A 24,958-nucleotide genomic window follows, 5' to 3' on the forward strand; every position below is an offset into this window, starting at 1 on the left:
CTCGCCTCGATATGCGCCTTCCTCGCCTTCCTCGCCGTTGTCACGGTTATCGTGCATCTTATCGTGATGTAGGCGGCCATCTTGATTACTCGGCTTCATCTGGAGGACTGGCGTATCATCGGCCATTACCTTGGCGTGCTGATCCTGCTTGTCGCGATTGCCATGATACCGCCCTTCATCATGTCCCTTTGCCTCTCCGAGTTCTCGACGGCAGTCGACTTCCTGCTCTCCATCGGCATCACGGGCATCGTGGGAAGCGTCTTGCTTTTCTCGAAGGTCGAGCTTGCCACGCTCGATTGGCGTCAGTCCCTCGTCATCACCGGCTTGTGCTGGGTGGTTCTTTCCGTGTTCGGCGCTTTGCCGCTTTGGATGTCGGGCCATTATGATGGGTATCTTGACGCGTTCTTCGAGTCGGTCTCGGCATTCACCACGACGGGCATGTCGCTTTGTGTCGATGTGGATCACATGGCCCTGTCGCTTTCCGTTTGGCGCTGCCTCATGCATCTCATCGGCGGCATTGGCGTTGTCGTCATCGCGCTTGCGCTCGGTGTCTTTGGCACGGGGTCGGCGGCTGCGTCGTTGTACCATGCCGAGGCGCGCATGGGGCAAGTCATGCCCGGCATCAAGCAAACCTCGCAGTTCATTTTGAAGCTAGCCGCGGTCGTCGTCGTGGCAGGTACTCTCGTCTGCATCATTCCGTTGCTCGCTGTTGGCACGGAGCCCCTGCGCGCGGTGATTAACGGCTTTCTCGTGACGGCGGCCGCCTTCTCGACGGGAGGCATGACGAGCAGCGCTTCGGGCATCATCGCGTTCCATAGCTGGCCGCTCGAGGTTTGCGCTCTCGTGCTTGCCGCCTTTGGGTGCATTAACTTCGTGCTCTACGGTGACATATGGAAGGGCATATTCCGCAACTTCTTCAAGGACATCGAGATTCGCACGATCTTCGTCTGGGTTACGCTGCTCGCGGTGCTCATGGCCTTTGCCCTGGCGGGCTCGTATTTCACCACGACGGGGGGAGTCGTGCGGCGTGGCTTGTTCGAGGTGCTCTCGGGCGGCTTCAACCTCGGCTTCTCGACGCTCCAGGGTGGCCAGATTCTCTTTGCCATGGGTTCGGGAGCGCTCTTCGTCATCATCTTGTCGATGACGATCTGCGGCTCCTCGTCCTCGGCATCGGGTGGCATCAAGGCGCTGCGCATCGGCATTATCGCGCGCTCCGTCGTGCAGGCCATCCGTGAGGCGCTCGCTCCCGACCGCGCGCGTCCCCGCACCTTCTACTTCCAGAAGGGCCGACATCGCCTCACGCCAGAGCTCGTGTCCTCGGCTATGATCATTTTCCTGCTCTACATGGTCACCTACGCCGTTGGCGCCATCGCCGGCATTGCCTATGGCTACGAAGCGCTGCCCGCGATTTTCGACTCCGTCTCGGCGGCATCGAACACGGGGCTTTCGTTGGGCGTCGCCGCACCCGGCATGCCCAATGGTCTCGAGATTATCTACATTTTCGAGATGTGGCTCGGTCGTCTCGAGTTCATCGCGATTCTGGCGATGGTCGTCGAGATGCTTGCCTTCCTCGTCCCGCGTCGACGCTCGAAGTGGGTACGGAGGAAAAAATGACAGGGCGCATGACATGCGGTTTCGTTCTTGCATGCGTCCTGGCGCTCGCGGGCATGATGCTGCCCGCGTATGCCGCGCCGTCGGATATCCAAAATGTCGGCGGTGGCAACCTCGAGATCGGCTCTCTCTCGGATCGCTTCGAGTCTCTCGACAAGCTCGGGAACTCCCTGACCGACGAGGAAAACGTCGTCATCGAGACGCGCGTAGGCGTCCTGGTCTCGACGAATCGCGCCCTCAACAACAGCGAGGTGAGCTTCACGGGCGAGGCCGTGGGAGGCGTCGTCAACGCGGGCGAAGGCTACAAGTGGGCCAACATCAGCGGTACCTCAAACGCTGTCATCAGCGTCTACCTGTCCGATGACCTTGCCAAGCTCATCCAAAACGTGGGCGACTACCATACGACGGGCACCACGCTCAAGATTACGGGCACCTATCACATCGCCTGTCCGGAGCACGAGGGCGAGCTCGACGTGCATGCATCTGCCGCCGAGGTCACAGACAACGGCGGCCCGGTGACGCACATGGTCGTGCCGGGGCGCCTTGAGGCGGCGCTGGCGCTCTGCGCGGTGGCGGGCCTGTTCCTCATGCTCTACTTGCTCGCACGGCGGTATTTCCAGAGAAAGGCGCAGACATGATGTCCTTTGACCGCCTCGCCTATCGCGAGTCAGCGCGCGAGGCATTCGAGGAGGCAAACGCCAAGCTCACGCGCGAGGGCAAGCCCTGCGAGCCAGGCTGCGTCATATCGCTTGACCGGGGATATCCGCTCGTGTGCACGCCGCGCATAACCGAACGTGCCGAGCTCACGACCTCCATCAAGAAGAGCGACGACAGCATCGTGGCGGTGGGGGATTGGGTGGCGCTGCATCGTCCGCACGGCCATGAGAAAGCCGTCATCGAGTGCGTGCTGCCCCGTCGCAACGAAATCGCGCGCGTCAAACGCATCGGACGTGAGCGACAGCCGCGTCGTCAGGTGCTGGCTGCCAATGTCGACATCGTGCTCATCTGCCAGTCCCTTACGGGCGAGGGAATCGACGAGGGGCTGCTCGTTCGGCAGATGGTGGCCGTCGCGGGGTGCAAGGCGACGCCTGTCTTCGTGCTTACGAAGGGGGACATGGCGAGTGATGCCAGCATCGCGGCGACCTGCGAGCGCATTCGCCTCATCGCCCCGGAGGTGCCGCTTTTTGTGGTGTCCGTTGATGATGAGGCGTCCATCGATGAGTTGCGCGGCGTGTTCTCGCCGTTTACCACGGGGCTGCTGTTGGGTGAGAGCGGCGTCGGCAAATCGTCGCTCGTCAACGCGCTTTTGGGCGAGGAGGCCTTGGCGACAGGCGATGTGCGCGCATCGGACGACAAGGGGCGCCACACCACGGTGGCGCGGCGCATGATACCGCTGCCGCAGGGCGGTCTCATCATCGATGCGCCCGGTCTGCGCACGTTGCAGATTCTCGACATGGAGACGAGTCTCAAGCTCGCCTTCGACGACATTGCGGAGGCGGCTCTGGGCTGTCGCTTTCGCGACTGCACCCATGGCGACGAGCCGGGCTGTGCCGTACGCGACGCCGTTGCACCGGAACGTCTTGAAGCGTATCGACGGCTTCTTTCGAGCGGGCGTTAGTGTTACATTATGCAAACACGTCTCGACGCGGCCTACGCGTGGCAAGTTGAGCGGAGGGCTCATGAGCAAAAGCGGTAACCTGACCATCGTCTTGCAGGCAGGCGGCGAATCACGGCGCATGGGCCGCAGCAAGGCCACTGTTCCCTTCTTGGGAGAGCCGCTCATCTGGCGCGGCATCAATCGTCTGCTTCCGCTGGCAGACGAATTCATCATCACCACCAACGAGCCCGAAAACCTCGATTTCCTCGACGATCTGGTCGAACTTGGAAAGATTCGCCTCGTCACCGATGAGTACGACCAGCGAGGTGCCCTGCGCGGCGTCTACACGGCTGTCAACGCGGCATCCAACGAGTACGTGGCGCTTGTCGCATGCGACATGATCTTCCCCTCGCGCAATCTCATAAGTGCCGAGCTCGAGGCCCTGATGGAGGAGGGTGCCGATGCGGCCGTCCCCAAGACGAAGCATGGCTACGAGCCCTTCCATGGCGTTTACCGGCGCTCGAGCTGCCTGCCCGTCATCCACGAGGCGACGGAGGCGGGCGAGGCCAAAGCAAATGCCTGGCTCGACAAGATCGACGTCGTGGAGTTCGACGGACAGCGCGTTGCTGAAGCCGAGCCGCGTGGCGGATGCTTCATCAACGTGAACACACCCGAGGAGCTTGCCGATGCCCAGGAGCGCATTCTCTCAGGCAAGATAGCCGAGCGCGAAGAGTTCGAGTAGGGACGAGACACATTGGACAGGTACATCTGTCTCACTGCATGCAGTGAGACAGATGTACCTGTCCAATGTGTCTCGTCCCTACAACTGTCATTTCGAGCGAAGCGCAGCGGAGTCGAGAAATCTCTCACTGTCCTATTGAGCAAATTTGCGCTACTATTGAGCAAAATTGCTCAATAGGAGGTCCAATGACTCTGCCATCCTATCAACGGCCCATCGTGAAGACGCTCGTCAAACGTATGGGGGAGCCACGTCGGTTCATCCAGATGCTCATCGGGCCCCGCCAGACGGGCAAGAGCACCGCGATTCGCCAGGCCCTCGCGCACATCGACATTCCGGTGCACACGGCGCTTGCAAGTGTTGACTTCTCGAGCCGCGATTGGCTCCGTGCGCAGTGGCAACAGGCTCGGGCCCTAATCAACGAGAGGAATCCGTCAGCCCTGCTCGTCATAGACGAGATCCAAATCGTCGACCAGTGGTCGTCCGTCGTCAAGGAGCTATGGGACGAGGATGCCTGGAGCGGGGTGGACCTGCGCGTGGTGCTGAGCGGGTCATCCTCGCTGTTGATCCAACATGGTCTCAAAGAGGGACTTACGGGACGTTTCGAGATCATCCGAAGCACGCACTGGAGCTTTTCCGAATGCGAGACCGCCTTTGGATATACCTTGGACGAGTTCCTGTTCTTTGGCGGTTACCCCGGCAGCGCTCCGTTAAAGGATGACAGGGAGCGCTGGCTTAATTACATGAACGATTCCGTCATAGAGCCGAGCATATCGAAGGACGTCGTGGCGCTGGAGGAGGTGCGCAAACCGGCCCTCATGCAGCGTCTGTTCAGGCTCGGGGCCGCAAGCTCGGCCCAGGAGCTATCCTACAGAAAGATCATGGGACAGCTCGACGATGCAGGAAACACCACCACGCTGGCCCGTTACCTGGACCTACTCAATGACGCAGGACTGCTCTGCGGTCTGAGCAAGTTCGATCCCAAGCTCATCCGCGAAAAGGCGAGCTCGCCTCGCTTCATGGTCTACGACACGTCCCTGATGACGGCATCCTATGGCATGTACCGGGACTTCCTCCTGAGCGATGCCGAGCGCCGCGGCCATCTGGTGGAAAGCGCCGTCGGGGCGTTTCTTCTCGCGCGCTCGAAGGCCGAGCATTTCGAGGTCCATTGGTGGAGGGATGGCGCAAACGAGGTGGACTTCGTGCTTTCGCAAGGCGGGTCGACGATGGCCATAGAGGTGAAGAGCGGACGTATTAAATCGCTCAAGGGACTGACGGCTTTCGTGAACAGGTTTCCCGAGGCACGTACGCTGGTCATCGGTTCTGCCGATTGCCCTGTCGAGTCGTTCCTTCGCGGTGAGGTGCCCCTCTTTGCCTAGCTGGGACGAGACACATTGGACAGGTACATCTGTCTCACTGCATGCAGTGAGACAGATGTACCTGTCCAATGTGTCTCGTCCCTACAACTGTCATTTCGAGCGAAGCGAAGCGGAGTCGAGAAATCTCTCCCGCGAGATTCCTCCGCTTCGGGGCTTGCGGCCCCTTCGGTCGGAATGACAGTTTCTCCCTTCAATCTTCGTTCAAGCTTCGGGTCGTATCATCGCGCGTGGAGACGACGCGCCCCTTTGTTACGGTTTCGTGTTAATGCACCACTGCGTGGGGCGATTCTTCTCCACAAAGGCTACTATGACAACACGCAGGTTTATTCGCTCGAAAGTGAGGGCTTGACATGAATCAAAGCGGCTCCGATAGGCCGGTTCCCCCCGAGGGCGCGCAAAGCGCACCTCCCGTCACACCGTCATCCACACCCCCTGTCACCAATCAGAGTGCTCCCAAGGCAAAGCAGGCCAAGCCCAAGGACTCCAAGGGCGGCCTCAGGTCGTTCCTCTACGGATTGCTCGGCGGCGTTGTCTCCTTCGCGCTCGTCCTGTGCCTAGGCAGTTTCACCCCCGTGCTCGACGCCTTCAAGGGCGCGACGGTGACCTCCAGCAATGGCAACGTCGTCATTAGCCCCGACGAGGACGATGTGACCCTTGCCGAGGCCGTGGCGGCCAAGTGCCTCGGTTCGGTCGCGACCATCTACGTGTACTCCGACAGCGGCACGTCCAACCCGTTCTTCGGGACGAGCAGTTCCTCGAGCCAGCCTTCTTCCCTTGGCAGCGGCGTCGTCATCTCGAACCAGGGCGACACCTACTACATCGTCACCAACAGTCACGTCGTCAACGGTGCCTCGCGCGTGACGGTCACGATCGGTGATGCCAGCTACGAAGCGCAGGTCATCGGCCAAGACGAGAAGAGCGATCTCGCGGTCGTCAGCATCAAGGCCACGGGCCTGGTTCCCATGGAGTGGGGCGATTCGGCCGACCTCAGCGTTGGCGAGTGGGTCATGGCCATCGGCGCGCCCTATGGCTACGAGCAGACGGTCACCACCGGCATCGTCTCGGCGATGTATCGCTCCGACGTGCTGCAAAGCGGCACGGGCTCGAGCTCCGTCTACACCGACATGATTCAGACCGATGCGGCCATCAACCCGGGTAATTCCGGTGGCGCCCTCGTCAACGACAGGGGCGAACTCATCGGCATCAACACCTACATCTCCTCGACCTCGCAGTCGAGCGCGGGCCTGGGCTTTGCCATCCCGTCCAACACCGTGAAGCGCGTCGCCGAGCAGATTATCGCCGGTCAGCCGGTCACCCATGCCTTCCTGGGCATCACCATGGCGGCCTCGACCGATCCCGCGGGCGTGGCTGTGACGAGTGTCTACAAGGATACGGCTGCCGCGGCTGCTGGCCTTCGTACCGGTGACGTGATTACGAAGATCGATGGCGAGGCCATGGCTAGCCCCAATGACGTGAGCATCGCGGTGAGCTCCAAGAACGCCGGTGACACGATCCAGATCACCTACGTGCGCAACGGCCAGGAGACGACCACCACGGCAACGCTGGGTGCCGACGACATGAACCCCAGCGAGTACGCCGATGGTGGCGCTCCGGTGCAGAACAACAGTGGCAACGGCGGGAATGGCGGCAACGGGTTCGGGTTCAACTTCAATCCGTTCGGACGCTAAGCGCCAACGAACAATCAAGCGGCATGCAAGGACCGGTCCTCAGGGGCCGGTCCTTTTTTTTGTGCGCGCGAATAGATTGTTGATTCTTCGCATATATCCCGCCCGGCATGCGTCCCATCGCGTTTGACGAAACGGTACCGCCCTGATGGGTGGCTTTCCCGCAGCCATCCTCGACCTTGCCGACGTCGACTCCATGTCCGGCGAGCAGCTCTGCAAGACGGCCGAGGACAACGGCATAAACCTGCACGACTTCGTCATCGAGTAACGCGCTGGTCTGCCAATGTCCTCGCTCTTTCCTCTCGTATCGGATACACTAAGCCCATCCGCCGACGATGGACTGCGAGGCTGTCATGCCGAGTTACGGACTAAGAGAAGACGTCCTGAGCTTCATAAGGGACAGTGCCCAGCAAAACGACATGGAAGAGGTCATCCTCTTTGGGTCTCGTGCGCGCGGAGACTTCTCCGAAAAGAGCGATATCGACCTTGCCGTCAGAGGCAATGGCGTTCATCGTTACGAAGAAGCCCTCGACGAGTGGTGCCCCACGCTTCTGCGCTTCGATTTCGTAAACCTGGCAAGCAATCCAAGCGAGGCTCTGACGACGCGCATACAAGAAGAGGGCGTGACGCTCTATGGCTAAATACGCGGAGCTTCTCCTTACGTTTTAAGACCATTCTCCCCACGCAAAAAGCGGGCAGGCGCATCGCGCCCACCCGCTCTCGCCGTAGCGTATCTTCCCGCACCGCTACTTGTTCTTGAAGTCCTTCACGAACCGGTAGCCATAGCCGCGCACGGTCTCGATGACGTTGGGATCCAGCCCGACGCTTGCCAGCTTGTCGCGCAGACGCTTGATATGCGTGTCCACCGTCTTGGTCTCGACGACGTACTGCCAATCCCACGCCTCGCGCAGCAGCTGCTCGCGGCCCAGCACGGTACCCGCGTGGCTCATGAGCGTGACCAGCAGCTCGAACTCGCGCGGCGTGAGCTCGATGTCCTTGCCCTCGAAGGTGGCATGATGCCCTGCCTCATCCAGATGGATGCCGCTAATGTCGAGGACGCGCACGCCGTCGGCGCTTGTGTCGGCCTCTTGCGGGGCACGGCGCAGCAACGCGTGCACGCGGGCAAGTAGCTCGCGGATGCCAAAGGGCTTGGCCAGGTAGTCATCGCCGCCGAGCTCGAGCCCCACGACCTTGTCGAGCTCCGTATCGCGTGCTGATAGAAACAGCACGGGCACGTTGCTCTTGGTGCGGATGCGGCGGCACACCTCGTAGCCGTCGATACCGGGCAACATGACGTCGAGAATCACGAGGTCATAATCGTTAGCGTTGGCCATATCGACGGCCTCGTTACCGTTATGGGCGACATCGACCTTGTAGTTCTCCTTCGAGAGGTTAAAGCTGACGAAATCGGTTATTGCCTGCTCGTCGTCAACGACGAGTATTCTCTGTTCGCTTTTTTCATCCATGGTAAGCTCCACTCAACCATTACCTGTTACGATTACGTTCTATTGTATGCGCTGAAGGAGAGCTCGCGCTACGCTGTAATGAAACTGTTTTGAGAGATGGAGAATGCATGCTTCTGACCGTGGACATCGGAAACACGCAAACCGCCATGGGCCTCTTCGAGGGCGAGGAGCTCGTAGCCCACTGGGTCTTCACGACGCGCGCGCAAGATACCGCCGATGAGGTGAGGCTTTCGCTCATCGGGCAATTCAAACTCAACGATATCGACATCTCATCTTGCGATGACGTGGTTATCGCCTCGGTCGTGCCGGCGCTTACCGAGTGCTGGGCGAGCGTCGCGCGAAGTATCACCGGGCGCGAGCCCATCATCGTGGGGCCCGGTATCAAGACGGGGCTCGCGATGCGCTACGACAACCCGGCCGAGATCGGCGCCGACCGCGTGGCTGACGCCATTGCCGCCATCAAGCTCGAGGGCGCGCCTGTCGTGGTCGTCGACCTGGGCACCACGACCAACATCGAGGTTATTGACGAGAAGGGTCGCTTCATGGGTGGCATCATCGCGCCTGGCATGGGCACGGGTGCAGACGCCATGTTCACCCATGCGGCTCGCCTGCCGCAGGTCGACATCGTCGAGCCCGCCCATGCGATTGGCACCAACACGATAGACGCCATGCGCTCGGGCATCATCTTCGGCGAGGTGGCGCGTATCGACGGCCTTGTCCGCGCCATCTTCGACGAGCTCGGTTACGAGGCGCCCGTCATTGCAACGGGCGGCTTCTCGGGCATGATCACCGAGCTTTCCCAGACCATCACCCGTCGTGAGCCGCGTCTGACCTTGCATGGCCTGCGGCTCGTTTACGAGAAGAACCGATAGAACCGAGGAGGCTGCCGTGGTTGCAGGCGATACGGGCAACAGGATCGATTCGCAGGACATGTTCGGTGGGGAGGTTCCGCCCGAGGTCCTGCGCTTCTTCGAGCAGGCGGATCCGCCGCCCGAGGTCCGCGCGTTCATACGCGAGACCATCAACGAGATGCGCAGCGAGGAGGCCCGCCAGGCGCAATTCGTGAGTGACGTAAGTCACGAGATCCGCACGCCGCTCACCGCCATTCGCGGCGCGGCCGAGACCTTGCTCGAGGGGGATGTTCCCGAGCAGATGCAGCAGCGCTTCCTCGACCAGATCATCAAGGAGTGCGACCGCCTCACGCGCCTGGCAAATGACCTGCTTACCTTGCAACGGGCCGAGGGTGAGAACATGGAGCTCACGCGCATCAACCTGCGTGCCATTGCCGATAACTGCGCCCTGCTCATGCAAGGCCTCGTCGAGGAACGCGGCGTGAACCTCACCGTGGTGGGCGAGGCTCCGGACGTCATGGGCAATGCAGACGCGCTCAACCAGATCCTCGTGAACCTCATCGAGAACGCGAGTCGCTTTGCGGGCGAGGGTGGCCACGTGCGCGTCGAGATTGCCTGCAACGAGGGCCATTCGGTCATCGCCGTCAAGGATGATGGACCAGGCTTCGGCGACGAGTCCCCCGAGCATCTCTTCGATCGCTTCTATCGTGCCGACCAGAGTCGTGCACGCTTCAAGGGTAGCGGCAACAGCGGCCTGGGGCTTGCCATCGTCAAGGCGCTTGCCGAGGCGATGGGCGGCACCGTGCAAGCGGCCAATCTGGCTGGTCACGGCGCGGTCTTCATCGTCGCCATCCCCAGCCTGCCTCCCGAGAACTGGAAGGACACCGCGCCTTGCGCGCATCTGAGCGAGTCGCTCCGGGAGTCGATTCTCAACGTCGGCGAGTAGCGCCTTCCGTGGGCGAAAACCCCTCTCCATATGCGAATGCGTGGGTGGCGCATACGAGCATTTGCGGTACCATGTGCGTTACGAAAATCTGAAGGGAACAAGATGACTCCAACGAGAACCGTCGTGACCGTCCTGGGCAAGGATCGCAGCCGCATTGTCGCGACCATTGCCACGACGCTTGCCGATTGCGGCGCCAACATCGACGACATCCAGCAAAATGTCCTCAACGACATCTTCTCGATGACCATGCTCGTCACGCTCGACGAGGACGTTGCAAGCTTCAACAAGGTGCAAGAGCTGCTCGCCCGCGATGGCGAGGCGCTCAACCTGCAGGTCGTCATCCAGCGCGAGGACGTCTTCGAGTTCATGTACAACGTCTAGCGTAGAAACTGGGCAGAGGCTGTTTCAGGTATGGCAACGAGCGTACAAAGCGATATGACGCGCAGCGAGTTCAAGAAGAACTGGGGCGTGCTCTCTGCCCTCGTCTCCAAGGACTTCAAGCGCAAGTACCGCCGCAGCGTCCTGGGCATCCTGTGGTCCGTGCTCAACCCGCTGCTCATGATGGTCATCATGACGGCGGTGTTCTCCTACATGTTCAAGTTCAACATCGAGCATTTCCCGCTGTACCTCATTCTGGGAAACATCCTGTTCGGCCTCATGAGCACGGCCACGTGCACGGCCATGACCTCCATCGTCGATTCCTCGTCGCTCATCAAGAAGATCCGCATCGAGAAGGCGATCTTCCCCATCGAGAAGGTCATCTTTGCCCTGGTCAATTTCGTCTTCTCGCTTATCGCGGCCGTCTGCGTCATGATCTACCTCCAGGTCTTTCCCTCCTGGCAGATCATCTTGCTGCCCGTCCTCCTGCTGTTCGTCGTGCTCTTCAGCATGGGATTGGGCCTCTTGCTCTCGGCCCTCGGTGTGTTCTTTCGCGATGTCTTCCATATCTGGGAGGTCTTCATCACGGCCTGGACCTACGCCACTCCGCTGTTTTACCCCATGGACCTGCTCGAGCCGTGGATGCAGCAGGTCATGCTCTTCAATCCCATGTACCATTACGTGACCTACTTCCGCGACATCATGATGTACGGCGTCCTCCCCAGCGGCACGGAGCATCTCATTTGCCTGGGTATGGCTGTCATCACCTTTGCCGTCGGCCTTCTCGTCTTCCGTAAGACCGAGAAGAAGTTCATCCTGTACGTGTAGGGGAGTCCATGGCCGAGGAATTGCAAAAGACCGAGACGTGGGTCGAGAAGGACCCAGACGCGAAGAGCGATGACCCGGTCATCGTTTTCGATCATGTCGACATGATCTTCAACATCGCGAGCGAGCAGCTCAACAACCTCAAGGAGTACTTCATCAAGCTCGTGCGCCGCGAGCTCTTCTTCGAGGAGTTCAAGGCTCTCAAGGACATCTCCTTCACCATCAACCGCGGCGAGGTCTACGGCGTCGTCGGCAGCAACGGTTCCGGCAAGTCCACGCTTCTCAAGCTCGTCGCCGGCGTGCTCGAGCCATCCAATGGCACGGTCACCGTCAACGGCACCATCGCGCCCATCATCGAGCTGGGTGCCGGTTTCGACTTCGAGCTCACGGCCCGCGAGAACGTCTACCTCAACGGCGCGCTGCTGGGCTATAGCAAGAAGTTCATGGACGAGAAATACGAGAGCATCATCGACTTCGCCGAGATTCGCGATTTCCAGGACATGCCCATCAAGAACTACTCGTCGGGTATGGTCGCGCGCATCGCCTTCGCCATCGCAACCGTTACCACGCCCGACATCCTCGTTGTCGACGAGGCGCTCTCCGTCGGTGACTTTCGCTTTCAGGAGAAGTGCGAGAACCGCATCAAGGAGCTCGTCTCGCATGGGACGACGCTGCTCTTCGTCTCGCATTCCATCGAGCAGGTCGAGCGCGTGTGCGAACGCGCCCTTTGGATCGAGAAGGGCGTTGGTCGCATGCAGGGTGACGTCATGGAAGTCTGCGAGGCCTACCGCCAGGGCATCTAGCGGCGGCTGGGGTGAGACACATTGGACAGGTACATCTGTCTCATTGCAGCTCTGCAATGAGACAGATGTACCTGTCCAATGTGTCTCACCCCAGCAGGTCGTTGACCAGCTCCACAATCGCGCGATAGGCGACGGGGCGATCGAACTGCGCCTCGGCAATCTTGCGGCCGCGCATGCCCATCTCGTCGCAGGCGTCTTCGTCTTGTGCGAGTGCGATGATGGCGCCTGCAAGCTCGGCTACATTCTCCGGCTCGACGTTTACGCCAAAGCCGTCCTGCGTGCACTTGTCCTTGAATTCCTGGCTTTCGCCCGTGTTGATGATGGGACGTCCCGCACATAGATAGTCGGCAATCTTGGAGACGATCGACTGGGGGGCGCCTTTGATGAGCGAGTTGACGAGGATGTCGCTTGCCTTGAGGTATGCGGCCATGATCTGGTAATCCACATAGCCCGTGAACACGGCGGGTGCATCGATGTCTTCGGCAAGCTTCTCGAGGCCTGGGCGGTTGGGGCCGTCACCGAGGATGTAGAGGCTGAGTCGCTTGCCGAGCTCCTCGGCAATGACGGGCTCTGCAAGCTCGCAGGCACGGATGAGCGTCGCCACGTCATAGCTGCGGGCAAGCGAACCGGCGTAGATGACCCAGAACTCGTCATCGCCTTTGGTAATGGAGGGGGTGTGGCGCTCAACGCCCTCGTCGAAATAGGCGATGTCGCCACCCACATATACGGTGAGGTGCGGGATATCCTGCAGGCAATGGTGCGTGTACTCGTGCGAGGTACCGACGGCAGCCGAGGCGGAGGCGTAGGCGATGGCCGCATCGCGCTGGAATCCGCTGAAGGCGAAGTCGCTCAACACCGGAATGTCCGCAACCATCTTCATGGCCTCGGGCCATAGGTCATTGATATCGACGACGAAGGGGATGTCGTGCTCGCGTGCAAAGCTGCCTGCATCGGCTGCGATGTTGTTGGGCGGAATCTGACACCAGACAAGGTCGTAATCCGTCCCGTAGCGCTCGAGATAACGGCGCAGGTTCTTGCTGAAGACGCCCTGGCTGTATATGCGTGCGGGATTGATGTTAGAGCTATAGCCGGGCTCCTCGATGAAGATGACCTCGTAGGGCAGCTCATGGTACTTGGGGTCAACGATGTTGCGGCGCTTCTTCTCCCAATGCTGGAAGGTCGAGGTGAGTAAGTCGACCTCATAGCCCTCCTTGGCGAGCAGCTCGGCGATATAGGAGGTGCGGTTGAGGCCGGCGGTCTCGTCGGCAAGCTTCACGGCTTGCGTCACGACGGCGATCTTTGCGTTGCTCACTCGTGTCTCCTTGGGGTCTACAGATATTCTCTAGTGCAGCGGATGGCGTAGTCGAGGCCGTTGGAGCGCACGCGGTAGGCGAACTCGCTCGCAAGGCCCATGCCAAAGCGCAGACGCGAGTTCTTGATTGGTATGCCGCGGTACTCGGCGAATTGCGCTTTGAGGGCAGGGTTGATCTTGGGCTCGCTTGCCACGAGCGCGGGGTCCATGCGGTCGAACATGGCATGTGCCGCTTCGAGGACTTGAGGGTCATCGCCATTGGAGCGGTATTGGCCGTTGAAGTAGGTGAAGCCCTTGCTGATATGGCTTTTGAGCACCCCCTCGTCGGTAATGCCGAGGTGCTCGATGATGTCGGCCATCAGTTGCCAACGATCGAAGGGCAGCGTCTTGTTCTTGCGCGCGAAGGCATCCTCCTCCTGACGCGTTTCCTCGCGGTACACGTAGAACGGCTCGTCTATGTAGACGATGTGCCCGCGCAAAAGCGTGTCGTAGAAGAACTCGTTATCGGCCCAGCCCGCTCCCGGATACTCGTGGAACTTGATGTCGTTTTCCTCGAGGAAGCCCTTGCGATAGATGGCAGACCAAATGGAGGGATGGTGACGCAGCATGTGAACCACGCCTGGGTCGGTGATGGTGAACACCTCGGTCCGGGGGTTGATGCGATGGCGATAGCTGCACTGCAGGTGCTCCTTGGGGGCATCTCCGCGTAGCGTACCGTGCTCGCGCACCTCGCGGATATAGGGTGTCTTCACGATATCGCAATCATGGTGCACGGCCGCATCCATGAGCTTGGTGGCCATGCCGGGCAGGATGTAATCGTCTGGTTCCAGGATGCCGATCCACTCCCCGCGGGCGGTGGCGATGCCGTCGTTCATGGCGGCTCCGTAGCCCGCGTTCTCGCGATGCGAGACGATCATGACGCGGGGATCGCGGGCAAAGCGCTCGACGATCTCGCGGCTGTCATCAGTCGAGCCATCGTCCACGCAGACGATCTCGACGTTGCCATCGCAGTTTTGCGCAAAGAGCGATCCGAGTGCCCACTCGAGGGTGTAGGCGGCGTTGTAGATGGGGACCACGAACGAAAGCTTCGCGTCGAAGTCCTGGTAGTACACATCGCATATGCGGCCGTTAAGCTCACGTGTCTCGTGTATTTGTTTGGTGGGTGAAGCCACGGAACCTCTCCTATGATTACCGTTCGCTTGTAGGCCTATTCTATGACACGCCGCCCTTTTATTGAAACTGGATACAATATATATCCATGAATACCTATCTAAGAGAGCTCACCGTCCAGTTTGCCAAGTTCGGCATTGTCGGTGTCATTGCCTTTTGCATCGACTACGGGCTATTCCTGCTCATGGACTATGTCTTCGGGGTCAATTATCTCGTTGCCTCTGCCATTTCGTTCACCATTTCGACCGTCTTCAACTACATGGCGAGCATGCGCTATGTGTTTGCAGGCAAGCAGGGCCAGACCCGCACGCAGCAGTTCGTGATCTTTTTCGTACTCAGCGTTGTCGGCCTCGGTCTCAATCAACTCATACTCTGGTTATGCTCGGGCGTCTTTGTCGTGCCTGCATGGGCTGGCAAGCTCGTGGCGACCGTCCTCGTCATGGTGTTCAACTTCGTGACGCGCAAGATATTCCTCGAGGATCGCGTTTCGCATCGGGGATAATCTGCGCTATGCTTGAACGCGTGCACTTTCGAGAAGGAGACTGTTCATGGCTCAATATGATTATCTGATCGTCGGCGCTGGCCTCACGGGTGCCGTGTTCGCGCATGAGGCGAAAAAGGCGGGCAAGAGCTGCCTCGTCATCGACAAGCGCGACCATATCGCCGGCAATGTGTACACGCGCAAGGTCAATGGTATCAACGTTCACGAGTACGGAGCGCATATTTTCCACACCTCCGACAAACGCGTCTGGGATTACGTGAACCAGTTCGCGGAGTTCAACAACTACATCAATGCGCCCGTAGCCAACTATCATGGCGAACTGTACAACCTGCCCTTCAACATGAACACCTTCTCCAAGATGTGGGGCGTGACCACGCCTGCCGAGGCGCGCGCCAAGATCGACGAGCAAGTCGCGGCCGAGCACATCACCGACCCCTCCAACCTCGAGGAGCAGGCGCTCTCGCTCGTGGGCCGCGATATCTTCGAGAAGCTCGTGAAGGAGTACACGGAGAAGCAGTGGGGGCGTGATTGCAAGGATTTGCCCGCCTTCATCATCAAGCGCCTGCCGGTGCGCCTCGTCTTCGATAACAACTACTTCAACGACCGCTACCAGGGCATTCCCATCGGCGGTTACACCAAGATGGTCGAGCGCATGCTCGAGGGCACCGACGTGCGCTTGAGCTGCGACTACAAGGATCTCATCGCGCAAGAGCCCGACGTAGCCGATCGCGTCATCTACTGCGGTCCCATCGACGAGTTCTACGACTACGAGCTCGGCACGCTCGAGTACCGCAGCCTGCGCTTCGAAAGCGAGCTGCTCGAGGGCGAGGAGAACTGGCAGGGCAATGCCGTCATCAACTACACGAGCCATGACGAGCCCTTTACGCGCATCATCGAGCACAAGCACTTCGAGTTCATGAAGGACGAGGAGGGCAATATCCTGCCCGACACGGTCATCACACGCGAGTATCCGGCCGACTGGAAGCCGGGCGACGAGCCGTACTATCCCATGAACGACGAGAAGAACAACGCCCTGTACGAGCAATATGCGGAGCTCGCGCGCAAGGAGGACCGCGTGGTCTTCGCAGGCCGTCTCGGCGCGTACAAGTACTACGACATGGCACCTTGCATTGCCGCGGCGCTTGACCTGTGCGAAGCGGAGCTTGGCTAACGCGCGCATGACGCAGCAGCAAGACGACACCCGCTTCATGCGCCTTGCCATCGAGCAGGCGCTCGAGGCCCAGGAGCTAGGAGAGGTGCCCATCGGTGCCGTTGTCACATACGAGGGCGAGGCCATCGCCCAAGCCCATAATCGGCGCGAGATCGACCATGACCCGGCAGGGCATGCGGAGTTTCTCGCCCTCAAGCAGGCTGCACGCGAACTTGATCGCTGGCGACTCTCCGGCTGCACCGTGTACGTGACGCTCGAGCCCTGCCTCATGTGCGCCGGCCTCATGCAACAGTCGCGTATTGATCGTTGTGTGTACGGCGCGTGTGATTCCAAAGGAGGCGCACTGGGCACTTTGTATCAAATACATGACGATACTCGCCTGAACCATCGCTTCGCGGTAGTATCAGGCGTCCTCGAAAACGAATGCGCCGCGCTGTTGAGCGATTTCTTCGCGCGGCTAAGGGAGAAGAAGTGAACCCAAAGGTCAGCGTCATACTGTCCTTCTATAACGCGCAGGCTACGCTCGAGCGCGCGATTCGTGGCATTCTCGAGCAGACCTACCGCAACATCGAGGTCATCCTCATCGACGATGGCAGCACCGACCGTTCCGCCGCTATCGCCGAAGAGCACGTTGCCGTCGATTCGCGCATCCATCTTATCTGCAAGCCCAATACGGGCGTCTCCGATTCACGCAACATCGGCCTCGACGTGGCCACGGGCGACTGGGTGTATTTCGTCGATGCCGACGATTGGATCGAGCCAGATGCCATCGAGGCCTTTATGCAAGCCGCGACGAGCCCCTCGTGTGACTTGGTCGTTTGCGATTTCTATCGCGTGCAGGGCGATGTGATGTCGTACAAGCACGGCCCGGCAGTCGGGTTGGTCTCACGCGAGAAGTATGCGACCTTCATGGCGCATCGTCCGTCAAATTTCTATTACACCTCGTTGTGGAACAAGGTCTTCAAGCGTGCCATCATCGAGGAGCATTCCATGCGCTTCGATACGCGTATGCAGTTTGGCGAGGACCACGTCTTCATCCTCGATTACGTGCGTCTGGTCGACCGCGTTTCCCTGCTCGATCGTGCGCTCTACTACTATGTGGACAATGCCGGGAGCCTCGTGCACCAGGGGCTCAATCCGGTTGGTGTCGTCAAGATGAAGTGGAACACCTACCTGCCGTATCTGCGTCTCTATCGTGATCTCGAGCTTTTCGAGCGCTTTTACCAGCGGCCATCGCTCTACAAATTCATCTTCATGCCGGCAACGGACGCCTTCGCCAAGAAGGACGCAGAACCCATCGATCCCACGACGCTTCCGCCTGGCATCACGCTTGACTAAAATGACGAGGAAATTGCTTCGGGCAAATTTCTCATTTCGCCGTTAGGGAGGCTCATAATGCCGCGCGAATCCAAAGCCAAGAAACGTGAGCGAGCCATCGAGTTCTGCGCACGCATGAACGAACTCTATCCGCAGCCCACGCCCGCGCTCAATTTTGCCAACCCCTTCCAGTGCGTGATAGCCGTCGCGCTTTCCGCTCAGACGACCGATGCCAACGTCAATAAGGTTACGCCCGAGCTTTTCGAACGCTGGCCAACACCCGAGGTGATGGCGCAGGCCGATGTCGACGAGCTCGAGAAGGTTATCTGGACCATCGGCTTTCATCACAACAAGGCGCGCAATTGCGTTAACTGTGCCCGCATGATCATGTCCGATTTCGACGGCGAGGTCCCGCAGGGAATGGACGAGCTCCAGAAGCTTCCCGGCGTGGGGCGCAAGACCGCCAACATCGTCATGAACGAATGCTTCGACAAGGTTGAGGGAATTGCCGTCGACACACATGTTTTTCGCATCGCGCATCGCCTCAAGTTCTCAAACAAGAAGACACCTGGCGATGTCGAGAAGGACTTGCTGTCTCTTTTGCCGAGCGAGCTGTGGAAGAACGTAAACAGCCAATGGATACGCTTCGGGAGGGAATATTGCATCGCGCGCAAGCCGCGTTGTGACGAGTGTCCCTGCGTTGACCTGTGCCCTACGCAAATCAGCCTGAAATAGCCAGAGAAACCGCTGGTACCGTGCAAACCTAATGCGTTTAGTATGGGGTCGTACCAGATTCATTATTATATTCTAAATAGGATAAAGATTCTCATCATTCACTCAGGCTTTTTATACGATTGCTGGTATTATTTTGGAGCGCTAGGTCATTTGCGTTTTCGATGCCCCAGACACCATCGCAAACAAGAGCGTCCTGGCACACATTACCCAATCACATTCGTGAAGGGAGGGTTGACTAGAGGCATTACCCTCTAAAATCCAACCCAAGGTTCGCCTGAGCTGTTTAAGCTCATCCGTGTTCTTGGAGGCAAGTAGTTGCCTTGCTGTTGTTGGTTATGCGGAGTGAATGTGAAGTGTGATTCTTTACAAATCACACCACATATATGTGCCAAGAGTTTAAATCTGGCTTCAGGCGCATAAGAGGGCTTCAAGTTTTCCCAAAAGGTAATTGAGGAAAAGGAGTAACACTATGGCTGGAACTTACAGCAAAGAGTGGCGAGTTACACGCGAGGATGGCACTGTAGCTACCCGCAGCAACACCTGGTCTCCCCCGGGATCTCACCCGGTAGGATATGGCGTTAAGGTTATCACCGATGGCGGCCGTCTCATCCGCATCGAGGGTGACGACGACAACCCCATTACGCAGGGTCGCGTTAACGCTCTGAACCTTGCTCTTCGTGAGTACACCTACAGCCCCGACCGCGTCATCTATCCCATGAAGCGCGCCTATGAGGACCGCGGCAAGATGAAGTGGGAGCGCACCACGTGGGACGAGGCTCTCGACACGATTTGCGAGAAGGTCCGCTACTACCAGACCACGTATGGTCCCGAGTCCATCGTCTGCTTTGGTGGCACCGGTCGTGAGGCTTGCATCTTCTACTATGCTCTGACGTTCTCCGTCCTGCAGTCGCCCAACTGCTGCTACACGCAGTCTGGCTGGTCCTGCTATGGCCCGCGCTGCTCGATCGCTGACTACGTCCTGGGTGCTGGCTATCCCGAGCTCGACTATGCAGGCCATCTGCCTGGTCGTTTCGAGGATCCCGCGTACAAGCTCTCCAAGTGGGTTGTCGTTTGGGGTAAGGAGCCGCTGCCCTCCAATGGTGACGGTTTCTTCGGTCACGTCCTCGTTGACATGATGAAGCTTGGCACGCACCTGATTTCCATTGACCCCCGCATCACCTGGCCGGGTTCGCGCAATGGCAACATCAACGTCCAGCTCCGTCCGCAGACCGACACCTGCATGGCTCTCGGCATCATGAACCTCATGTTCCAGAACGATGAGTACGATCATGAGTTCGCGGAGCAGTGGATCTACGGCCTCGACGAGCTCAAGGCTCGCGCCGCCGAGTATCCCGTCGAGAAGGTCGCCGAGATCACCACGGTCGATGTCGCCACGATTGAGCGCGTTGCTCACATCCTCGGCACCGAGCGTCCCATCGGCTGGGCTTGGGGTCTGGCATTCGACCAGAACAAGAACGGCGTTCAGCTGTCCCAGGCGATGATTCTTCTCGCTGCCATGACCGGTTCCATCGATACCCCGGGTGGTCTGACCCTCGGTCCCCCGTCCGCTCTCCTCGGCAAGTGGCGTATGGAGCAGCGCGGCGCTATGACCGACGAGGTCTGGTCGCTTCGTATCGGTGCTGCCGAGTGGCCTGGTCTGTCCACTGGTATGGCTACCACTCAGCCGGACGAGACCCTGAACACCATGGAGTCGCACAAGCCGTATCAGCTCCGCATGGCTTGGTTCAACAGCTCCAACTTCCTGGCGCCCACCTGCTCGGCTCAGCCGAAGCGTTGGCATGACGCTCTGTGCGAGAGCATCGAGTTCTGCGTCATCCAGGACCTCTTCCTGACCCCGACCGCTATGGCCGTGGGTGATTACTTCCTGCCGATGTCCACCTGGGCTGAGCATGATGGTATCTGCCTCACGCACTATGGCCGCAACACCGTCTTCATGGGCCCGATGAACAAGGCCCTGCAGGTTGGCGAGTGCATGTCCGACGTCGAGATCTGCCTCGTCTTCGGCCAGCGCCTCAACCCGACGTGGTGGCCGTGGTACAAGCCGGCCGGCGACACGCTCGACGTCTCCACGCTCGAGCACAGCGAGTACGCTCCTATGCTGCTTGGCAAGGATCGTGGCCTGCTCGATCGCGACGCTCTGGAGAAGGCAGTCGTCCAGTTCTACAGCGATCAGCTGGCAGAGCTCGGCATGACCTTCGACCAGTTCCGCGAGGAGGGCATCTATCAGCCGGGCGCCCATGGCTTCGAGTACGAGAAGTACGCCAAGGGTATGCTCCGCTTCGACGGCGAGCCTGGCTTCAACACCATTACCGGTCAGATCGAGGCCTACTCGATTCTGTACGAGTCCTGGGGCGAGGATCCGCTGCCGTACTACGAGGAGCCCAACTACTCGCAGGTCAGCAAGCCTGAGTTCGCTGGTCAGTATCCGCTGATCTCCACCTCTGGTTCGCGCCGCTACAGCTCCTTCCATTCGGAGCATCGTCAGGTTCCTTCCCTGCGCCAGATCGATCCGTGGCCGTGGGTCCAGATCAACCCCGAGACTGCTGCCGAGTATGGCATCACCAAGGGCGACTGGGTCGAGGTCTACAACATGTTCGGTGCTGCTCGCTTCAAGGCTGAGATCACCTTCTGCATGAAGCCCGGTATCATCAACTGCGCTCATGGCTGGTGGTTCCCCGAGCAGGACGGCGAGGAGCCCAACCTGTTTGGCGTCTGGAAGTCCAACTTCAACAGCCTCGTTCCGCATATGAACATCGGTAAGCTCGGCTTCGGTGCTCCGTACAAGGGCGTCATGTGCAACATGAGGCGTGTCCGCGGCCTGAACCAGGACTAATAAGAAAGGAAGTTACTTAAATGGCAGATCAGAAGTACGCACTGCTGGTTGACTACACCTTCTTCTCTGGCAACCACGCCGCTGAAATCGCCTGCAAGGAAGAGCTTGGTCTTCCCCTTGATCAGTTTGCCATCAAGGAAGTCGAAGTCGGCCCGTTCAAGGTCGGCGAGGGCAATGACGGTGACGACTGGGAGTGGATCTACCTTCCCATTCCGACCTGCATCTTCTCGCAGCATTGGGGCACCGGCGGCGACAAGGCCGGTCAGCGTCCCCTGGCGGTCCAGGTGGAAGAGTCTCACTCCATGTATTACGGCACTCTTGATGACATGATTGCCAAGATGAAGGAGTTTGACCGCCCGATGTGTCTGTTCCAGCTCTAATTAGAGCCTGGATAAGCTAGAATAGGCCTGGCCGGCCACCATGGTTGGTCAGGCCTAGAATGCAGACGATTAGGAGGAAACCAGTATGACACCTGAAGAGTTTTTGGCTCTCGATGCTCCCGAGGCCGCTGACATCCTCAACAAGCTCGTTGCCGAGGGCAAGAGCAAGGACGAGGCAATGGCGGAAGAGGGCGTTACCCAGGCTGACCTCATGAAGGCTCAGATCTTCTGGGTAAAGGATAAGTTCATCGCCCGTGCTTGGGGTGGCTACACCTCCACGAAGCGCACCGGCAATGAGGCTGGCGACAGCATCGAAGGCGTTGGCGGCAGCGATCCTTCCAAGGGTTACGCTGGCATCTAGCATTTCGCCATCAAACCTGTAAGGGCCCGATATCTAACCGTATCGGGCCCTTTCAGTATTTAATGGACGCATGCCACGCTATACTATCGGCATCGTGCCAATTCTAGGAGGATTTACATGTCAACTGAAGCAGAGATCATCGCAGAGATCGAGGAGCTTGGTCGCCTGACCGAGGAGCAGGAGGACATCCTGTATAACATCGCGCTGCGCCAAGAGGAGCTGGGTCGCCAGCCAACCATCATGCTACGCGAGAAAGTGGACGGCGATCCCATCTATCAGCCCATGATCGATCGTGAGGTTCTCACGTACCAGCTGTACAATCATGGCGGTGCTGGTTCTCACGAGGTCGTGAACCTCATTGTTACGCTCAAGGGCATGCGCTACGTCATTCTTCATTCCGATGAGCTTTCCCTGCGCAGGAAGGTCGATCCTGCGGGCAATTACCGCGACTAACTCGCGCTGTTCCATATACGTTTGGGGAGACAAGTTGGAAATCACAGATATCACACGCGAGTCCGATGATGCGGTGCAGGAGATGGTCGTGACCATGACCGCAAGTGCGGACGAGGTCAACACCTACATCGACAAGGCGTTCAAGGAGCTTGCCAAGAACGAAATCCCGGGATTTCGCAAGGGAAAGGCTCCGCGCGAGGTCATCGAGCGTGAAGCAGGCGGCCACGATATGGTATTCGCCCGCATTGCCGAGGACATCGTTAACGGCGAGGCGCCCGCCTTGCTCGATGACGCTGACGTGCTTTTCATCGGTGATCCGCAGTTCAATCTCGAGAAGATTCCCGCCGAGAATCAGCCCTTTACCTTCACGGTATCAGGTCCGGTTCCGCCAGAGGGCACGCTCTCGAGTTACGACGAGGTCTCGATCGAGATGCCGCCCAACGAGGCGACCGAAGAGGAGATCCAGACTCAGATCGACGAGCTGCTGAGCGTCTACTATAACTACGATGTCATCGATGACCCGGACTACGAGGTAGAAGACGGAGACTACGTCACAGTCAGAATGACCATCATGAACGATGGCGCTGTCATCCCGGGCCTCAACGATGTCGAGCGCATGCTCAGCATCGGCGGCGGCTCCATGCCCGAGAGCTTCGATGAGCACGTTATCGGTAGCAAGATTGGCTACACGCTCGACTTCGATTTTGATGCGAAGGGCCAAGAGGAGCGCCCAGAACTTGGCGATGGCAACTTGCATGCCAATGTTGAGGTCAAGCAGATTCGCAAACGCGTTCTGCCGGAGCTTGATGAGGAATTTCTCGCCAAGATTGGTGTCACGAGCCTTGATGACCTGCACGATCAGATGAAGATGACCATCAACATGCAGAAGGATCGTGAGCTGCCCAAGCTGCTCGAGCAGAAGGTCGTAGACGCCCTCATCGAACGCTTCGAGGGTGAGGTTCCCGAGTACTACGTCGATTTCATGCGCGACAACGTGAGTCGCGAACTCATGCAGCGGCTTCAGAAGGAGGGCACCGGTCTGCAGGACTGGATGCTCAAGAACAACGTCGAGGCAGAGAAGATGCAGGAAGAGGTCAACCAGGAGTCCATTGACCGCGCAAAGCGCGACATGGCACTCGAGGCCCTCTTCAAGGAGAAGGGCTGGGAGGTTACCGACGAGGACATCGCTCGGGAGCTTTCCGGGGTCGATGACGCAGAGGCGCAGATTGCCGAGCTCAAGGAGGCTCATCGCATGGCGGACCTGCGCAAGATGTGCCGCCAGTCTATGGCTGCCCGCTGGCTTGCCAAGACGGCCGACATTACGGTTGTCGAATAGCTTTTCGCCGCTTGCCATCTACGCAAAAAGGGGAGCCCGCATTTGCGGGCTCCCCTTTGCATTTCGAGTGAGGTGATGCACCCATTGTCATTTCGAGCGAAGAGACGTCCCCATTGTCATTTCGAGCGGAGCGAACGAAGTGAGCGTAGTCGAGAAATCTCACCGACTCTGGGAGATCTCTCCACTCCGGCGCTGCGCGCCTTCGGTCGAGATGACAATGAAAAGGTGCTGCACCTTCGGTCGAGATGGCAAGATGCTACAGCGAGATGAAGTTGTCGGGGAACTGCTTGTTGGCGTCGAGGACGTCCTTGCTCGTATCGCCGTAGCGCATCCATTCCTTATCATCCGGCGTGCGCTTGATCATGGCGTTTTCCATGACGTCACGTAGGGCCTTGGCCTTGAGCGCGTACTCTTCCATCTGGGGCATCCTGCCCTCGAGCTCGATCTGGCGGCGCTTGTAGGCCTTGTCCTGCACGGAGTCGCCAGGGATGATCTCGTAGAAGTCCTCGGCTGAGAGCGTGTAGTTCGCATGGTCTGCCCAAGCGGCGAGCGCCGAGTCCTCCTTGAGGCTTTCGATGGTGTTCTCGCGCACCTCGGCGTCGAGCTGCTCTTCGGAGATGCCACGCTGCTCGCAGTAATCCTTCTTCTGCAGGCCGTTCATGCGGAGCATTTCCTCGAGACGATATGCTGATGCGTAGAGCGCTTCCTCGACTAGATCCTCGGGAAGGTCCTCGACGAGGCGCGTGGCAAGCTCGCGGCAGATGACGTTTTGGTCGGCAAGCTGCTGGACTTCGACGTTGTCCTTGTACATGTTGTAGCGGATGAAGATGAGGAGTTCCTCAACGGTGTTGAGGTCCTCGACGTGTTTTGCAATCCACTGGTCGTTGAGTTTGGGCGTTTCGCCTTCTTTGCAGACGTTGAGCTCGAGCCAGCGAAGGGCTGTCTTGCGAACGGCTTCCTCCGGAATCCTGACCTCCTCGGCAACGACGTAGACGGGGTCGTACGAAGTCAGGGTGTAACGCTGATTAGCCATGATGGATCCTCTGTGATGTCGAAATGTATAACAGCCCATGATTATACTGTATTG

Annotated in this window: 26 protein-coding genes; 22 read left to right on the top strand and 4 right to left on the bottom strand. The window is 59.0% G+C overall.

Annotated elements, in window-relative coordinates:
* Positions 1 to 81: 81 nt before the first annotated feature.
* The 7 genes from DBY20_01960 (at position 82) to DBY20_01990 (ending at position 7,652) form a co-directional block, all read left to right on the top strand.
* Positions 82 to 1,614 (top strand): cation transporter, encoded by a 1,533-nt coding sequence (locus tag DBY20_01960; protein ID PWL79531.1) that lies wholly within the window; start codon positions 82 to 84, stop codon positions 1,612 to 1,614.
* Complete coding sequence (locus DBY20_01965) at positions 1,611 to 2,249, top strand: hypothetical protein (GenBank protein ID PWL79532.1); 639 nt, start codon at positions 1,611 to 1,613, stop codon at positions 2,247 to 2,249. The genes DBY20_01960 and DBY20_01965 overlap by 4 nt, the downstream gene beginning before the upstream one ends.
* Positions 2,246 to 3,229, top strand: a complete 984-nt coding sequence (gene rsgA, locus DBY20_01970) for a ribosome small subunit-dependent GTPase A (protein ID PWL79533.1) — start codon at positions 2,246 to 2,248, stop codon at positions 3,227 to 3,229. The genes DBY20_01965 and rsgA overlap by 4 nt, the downstream gene beginning before the upstream one ends.
* Positions 3,141 to 3,950 (top strand): hypothetical protein, encoded by an 810-nt coding sequence (locus DBY20_01975; GenBank protein ID PWL79534.1) that lies wholly within the window; start codon positions 3,141 to 3,143, stop codon positions 3,948 to 3,950. The genes rsgA and DBY20_01975 overlap by 89 nt, the downstream gene beginning before the upstream one ends.
* A 191-nt stretch (positions 3,951 to 4,141) precedes the next feature.
* Positions 4,142 to 5,326: an ATPase gene (locus DBY20_01980; protein ID PWL79648.1), complete on the top strand. Its 1,185-nt coding sequence runs from the start codon at positions 4,142 to 4,144 to the stop codon at positions 5,324 to 5,326.
* 350 nt (positions 5,327 to 5,676) lie between these two features.
* Positions 5,677 to 7,014: a hypothetical protein gene (locus tag DBY20_01985; GenBank protein PWL79535.1), complete on the top strand. Its 1,338-nt coding sequence runs from the start codon at positions 5,677 to 5,679 to the stop codon at positions 7,012 to 7,014.
* A gap of 350 nt (positions 7,015 to 7,364) precedes the next feature.
* Positions 7,365 to 7,652: a nucleotidyltransferase domain-containing protein gene (locus DBY20_01990; protein PWL79649.1), complete on the top strand. Its 288-nt coding sequence runs from the start codon at positions 7,365 to 7,367 to the stop codon at positions 7,650 to 7,652.
* Between the two features lie 105 nt (positions 7,653 to 7,757).
* On the opposite strand, the gene DBY20_01995 is transcribed toward DBY20_01990, so the two are convergent.
* Positions 7,758 to 8,477, bottom strand: coding sequence for a DNA-binding response regulator (locus DBY20_01995; GenBank protein ID PWL79536.1), 720 nt, complete (start codon positions 8,475 to 8,477; stop codon positions 7,758 to 7,760).
* 107 nt (positions 8,478 to 8,584) lie between these two features.
* On the opposite strand from DBY20_01995, the gene DBY20_02000 reads away from it, so the two are divergent.
* The 5 genes from DBY20_02000 to DBY20_02020 all read left to right on the top strand — a co-directional run bounded on the left by DBY20_02000 (position 8,585) and on the right by DBY20_02020 (position 12,280).
* Positions 8,585 to 9,349 carry a type III pantothenate kinase gene (locus DBY20_02000; protein ID PWL79537.1) on the top strand — a complete coding sequence of 255 codons (765 nt, stop codon included), beginning with the start codon at positions 8,585 to 8,587 and terminating at the stop codon, positions 9,347 to 9,349.
* Positions 9,315 to 10,274: a two-component sensor histidine kinase gene (locus tag DBY20_02005; protein PWL79538.1), complete on the top strand. Its 960-nt coding sequence runs from the start codon at positions 9,315 to 9,317 to the stop codon at positions 10,272 to 10,274. The genes DBY20_02000 and DBY20_02005 overlap by 35 nt, the downstream gene beginning before the upstream one ends.
* A 102-nt stretch (positions 10,275 to 10,376) precedes the next feature.
* The gene (locus tag DBY20_02010; protein PWL79539.1) at positions 10,377 to 10,655 is read left to right on the top strand and encodes an ACT domain-containing protein; all 279 of its coding nucleotides are present in this window, start codon (positions 10,377 to 10,379) and stop codon (positions 10,653 to 10,655) included.
* A gap of 54 nt (positions 10,656 to 10,709) precedes the next feature.
* Positions 10,710 to 11,480 carry an ABC transporter gene (locus DBY20_02015; protein PWL79540.1) on the top strand — a complete coding sequence of 257 codons (771 nt, stop codon included), beginning with the start codon at positions 10,710 to 10,712 and terminating at the stop codon, positions 11,478 to 11,480.
* A gap of 8 nt (positions 11,481 to 11,488) precedes the next feature.
* On the top strand, positions 11,489 to 12,280 hold the full coding sequence (locus tag DBY20_02020; GenBank protein PWL79541.1) for a teichoic acid ABC transporter ATP-binding protein: 792 nt from the start codon (positions 11,489 to 11,491) through the stop codon (positions 12,278 to 12,280).
* A gap of 85 nt (positions 12,281 to 12,365) precedes the next feature.
* Here DBY20_02020 and DBY20_02025 read toward each other — a convergent pair whose 3' ends face one another.
* Both DBY20_02025 and DBY20_02030 read right to left on the bottom strand, forming a co-directional pair.
* The gene (locus tag DBY20_02025) at positions 12,366 to 13,592 is read right to left on the bottom strand and encodes a glycosyltransferase WbuB (GenBank protein ID PWL79542.1); all 1,227 of its coding nucleotides are present in this window, start codon (positions 13,590 to 13,592) and stop codon (positions 12,366 to 12,368) included.
* A gap of 17 nt (positions 13,593 to 13,609) precedes the next feature.
* The gene (locus DBY20_02030) at positions 13,610 to 14,848 is read right to left on the bottom strand and encodes a glycosyl transferase family 2 (GenBank protein ID PWL79543.1); all 1,239 of its coding nucleotides are present in this window, start codon (positions 14,846 to 14,848) and stop codon (positions 13,610 to 13,612) included.
* 2 nt (positions 14,849 to 14,850) lie between these two features.
* Here DBY20_02030 and DBY20_02035 point away from each other — a divergent pair, with 2 nt between their 5' ends.
* From DBY20_02035 to tig, 10 genes are all read left to right on the top strand, one after another.
* Positions 14,851 to 15,264, top strand: coding sequence for a GtrA family protein (locus DBY20_02035; protein PWL79544.1), 414 nt, complete (start codon positions 14,851 to 14,853; stop codon positions 15,262 to 15,264).
* Between the two features lie 46 nt (positions 15,265 to 15,310).
* The gene (gene glf, locus DBY20_02040) at positions 15,311 to 16,435 is read left to right on the top strand and encodes a UDP-galactopyranose mutase (GenBank protein PWL79545.1); all 1,125 of its coding nucleotides are present in this window, start codon (positions 15,311 to 15,313) and stop codon (positions 16,433 to 16,435) included.
* Between the two features lie 7 nt (positions 16,436 to 16,442).
* Complete coding sequence (locus tag DBY20_02045) at positions 16,443 to 16,910, top strand: tRNA adenosine(34) deaminase TadA (GenBank protein PWL79546.1); 468 nt, start codon at positions 16,443 to 16,445, stop codon at positions 16,908 to 16,910.
* Positions 16,859 to 17,773 carry a hypothetical protein gene (locus DBY20_02050; GenBank protein ID PWL79547.1) on the top strand — a complete coding sequence of 305 codons (915 nt, stop codon included), beginning with the start codon at positions 16,859 to 16,861 and terminating at the stop codon, positions 17,771 to 17,773. Before DBY20_02045 ends, DBY20_02050 begins: the two co-directional genes overlap by 52 nt.
* A gap of 57 nt (positions 17,774 to 17,830) precedes the next feature.
* Complete coding sequence (gene nth, locus DBY20_02055) at positions 17,831 to 18,487, top strand: endonuclease III (protein PWL79548.1); 657 nt, start codon at positions 17,831 to 17,833, stop codon at positions 18,485 to 18,487.
* A gap of 469 nt (positions 18,488 to 18,956) precedes the next feature.
* Positions 18,957 to 21,341 carry a dehydrogenase gene (locus DBY20_02060; protein PWL79549.1) on the top strand — a complete coding sequence of 795 codons (2,385 nt, stop codon included), beginning with the start codon at positions 18,957 to 18,959 and terminating at the stop codon, positions 21,339 to 21,341.
* Between the two features lie 20 nt (positions 21,342 to 21,361).
* Complete coding sequence (locus DBY20_02065) at positions 21,362 to 21,721, top strand: oxidoreductase (protein ID PWL79550.1); 360 nt, start codon at positions 21,362 to 21,364, stop codon at positions 21,719 to 21,721.
* Positions 21,722 to 21,806: 85 nt separating this feature from the next.
* Positions 21,807 to 22,082 carry a hypothetical protein gene (locus DBY20_02070; GenBank protein PWL79551.1) on the top strand — a complete coding sequence of 92 codons (276 nt, stop codon included), beginning with the start codon at positions 21,807 to 21,809 and terminating at the stop codon, positions 22,080 to 22,082.
* Positions 22,083 to 22,199: 117 nt separating this feature from the next.
* Entirely contained in the window at positions 22,200 to 22,535 is a 336-nt protein-coding gene (locus DBY20_02075) for a hypothetical protein (GenBank protein ID PWL79552.1), read from the top strand.
* Positions 22,483 to 23,871, top strand: coding sequence for a trigger factor (tig, locus tag DBY20_02080; GenBank protein ID PWL79553.1), 1,389 nt, complete (start codon positions 22,483 to 22,485; stop codon positions 23,869 to 23,871). Before DBY20_02075 ends, tig begins: the two co-directional genes overlap by 53 nt.
* A 256-nt stretch (positions 23,872 to 24,127) precedes the next feature.
* Here tig and DBY20_02085 read toward each other — a convergent pair whose 3' ends face one another.
* On the bottom strand, positions 24,128 to 24,943 hold the full coding sequence (locus tag DBY20_02085) for a hypothetical protein (protein PWL79554.1): 816 nt from the start codon (positions 24,941 to 24,943) through the stop codon (positions 24,128 to 24,130).
* Positions 24,944 to 24,958 lie beyond the last annotated feature (15 nt).

Source organism: Coriobacteriia bacterium, assembly GCA_003149935.1.
In the GTDB taxonomy this organism is placed as follows: Bacteria; Actinomycetota; Coriobacteriia; order Coriobacteriales; family QAMH01; genus QAMH01.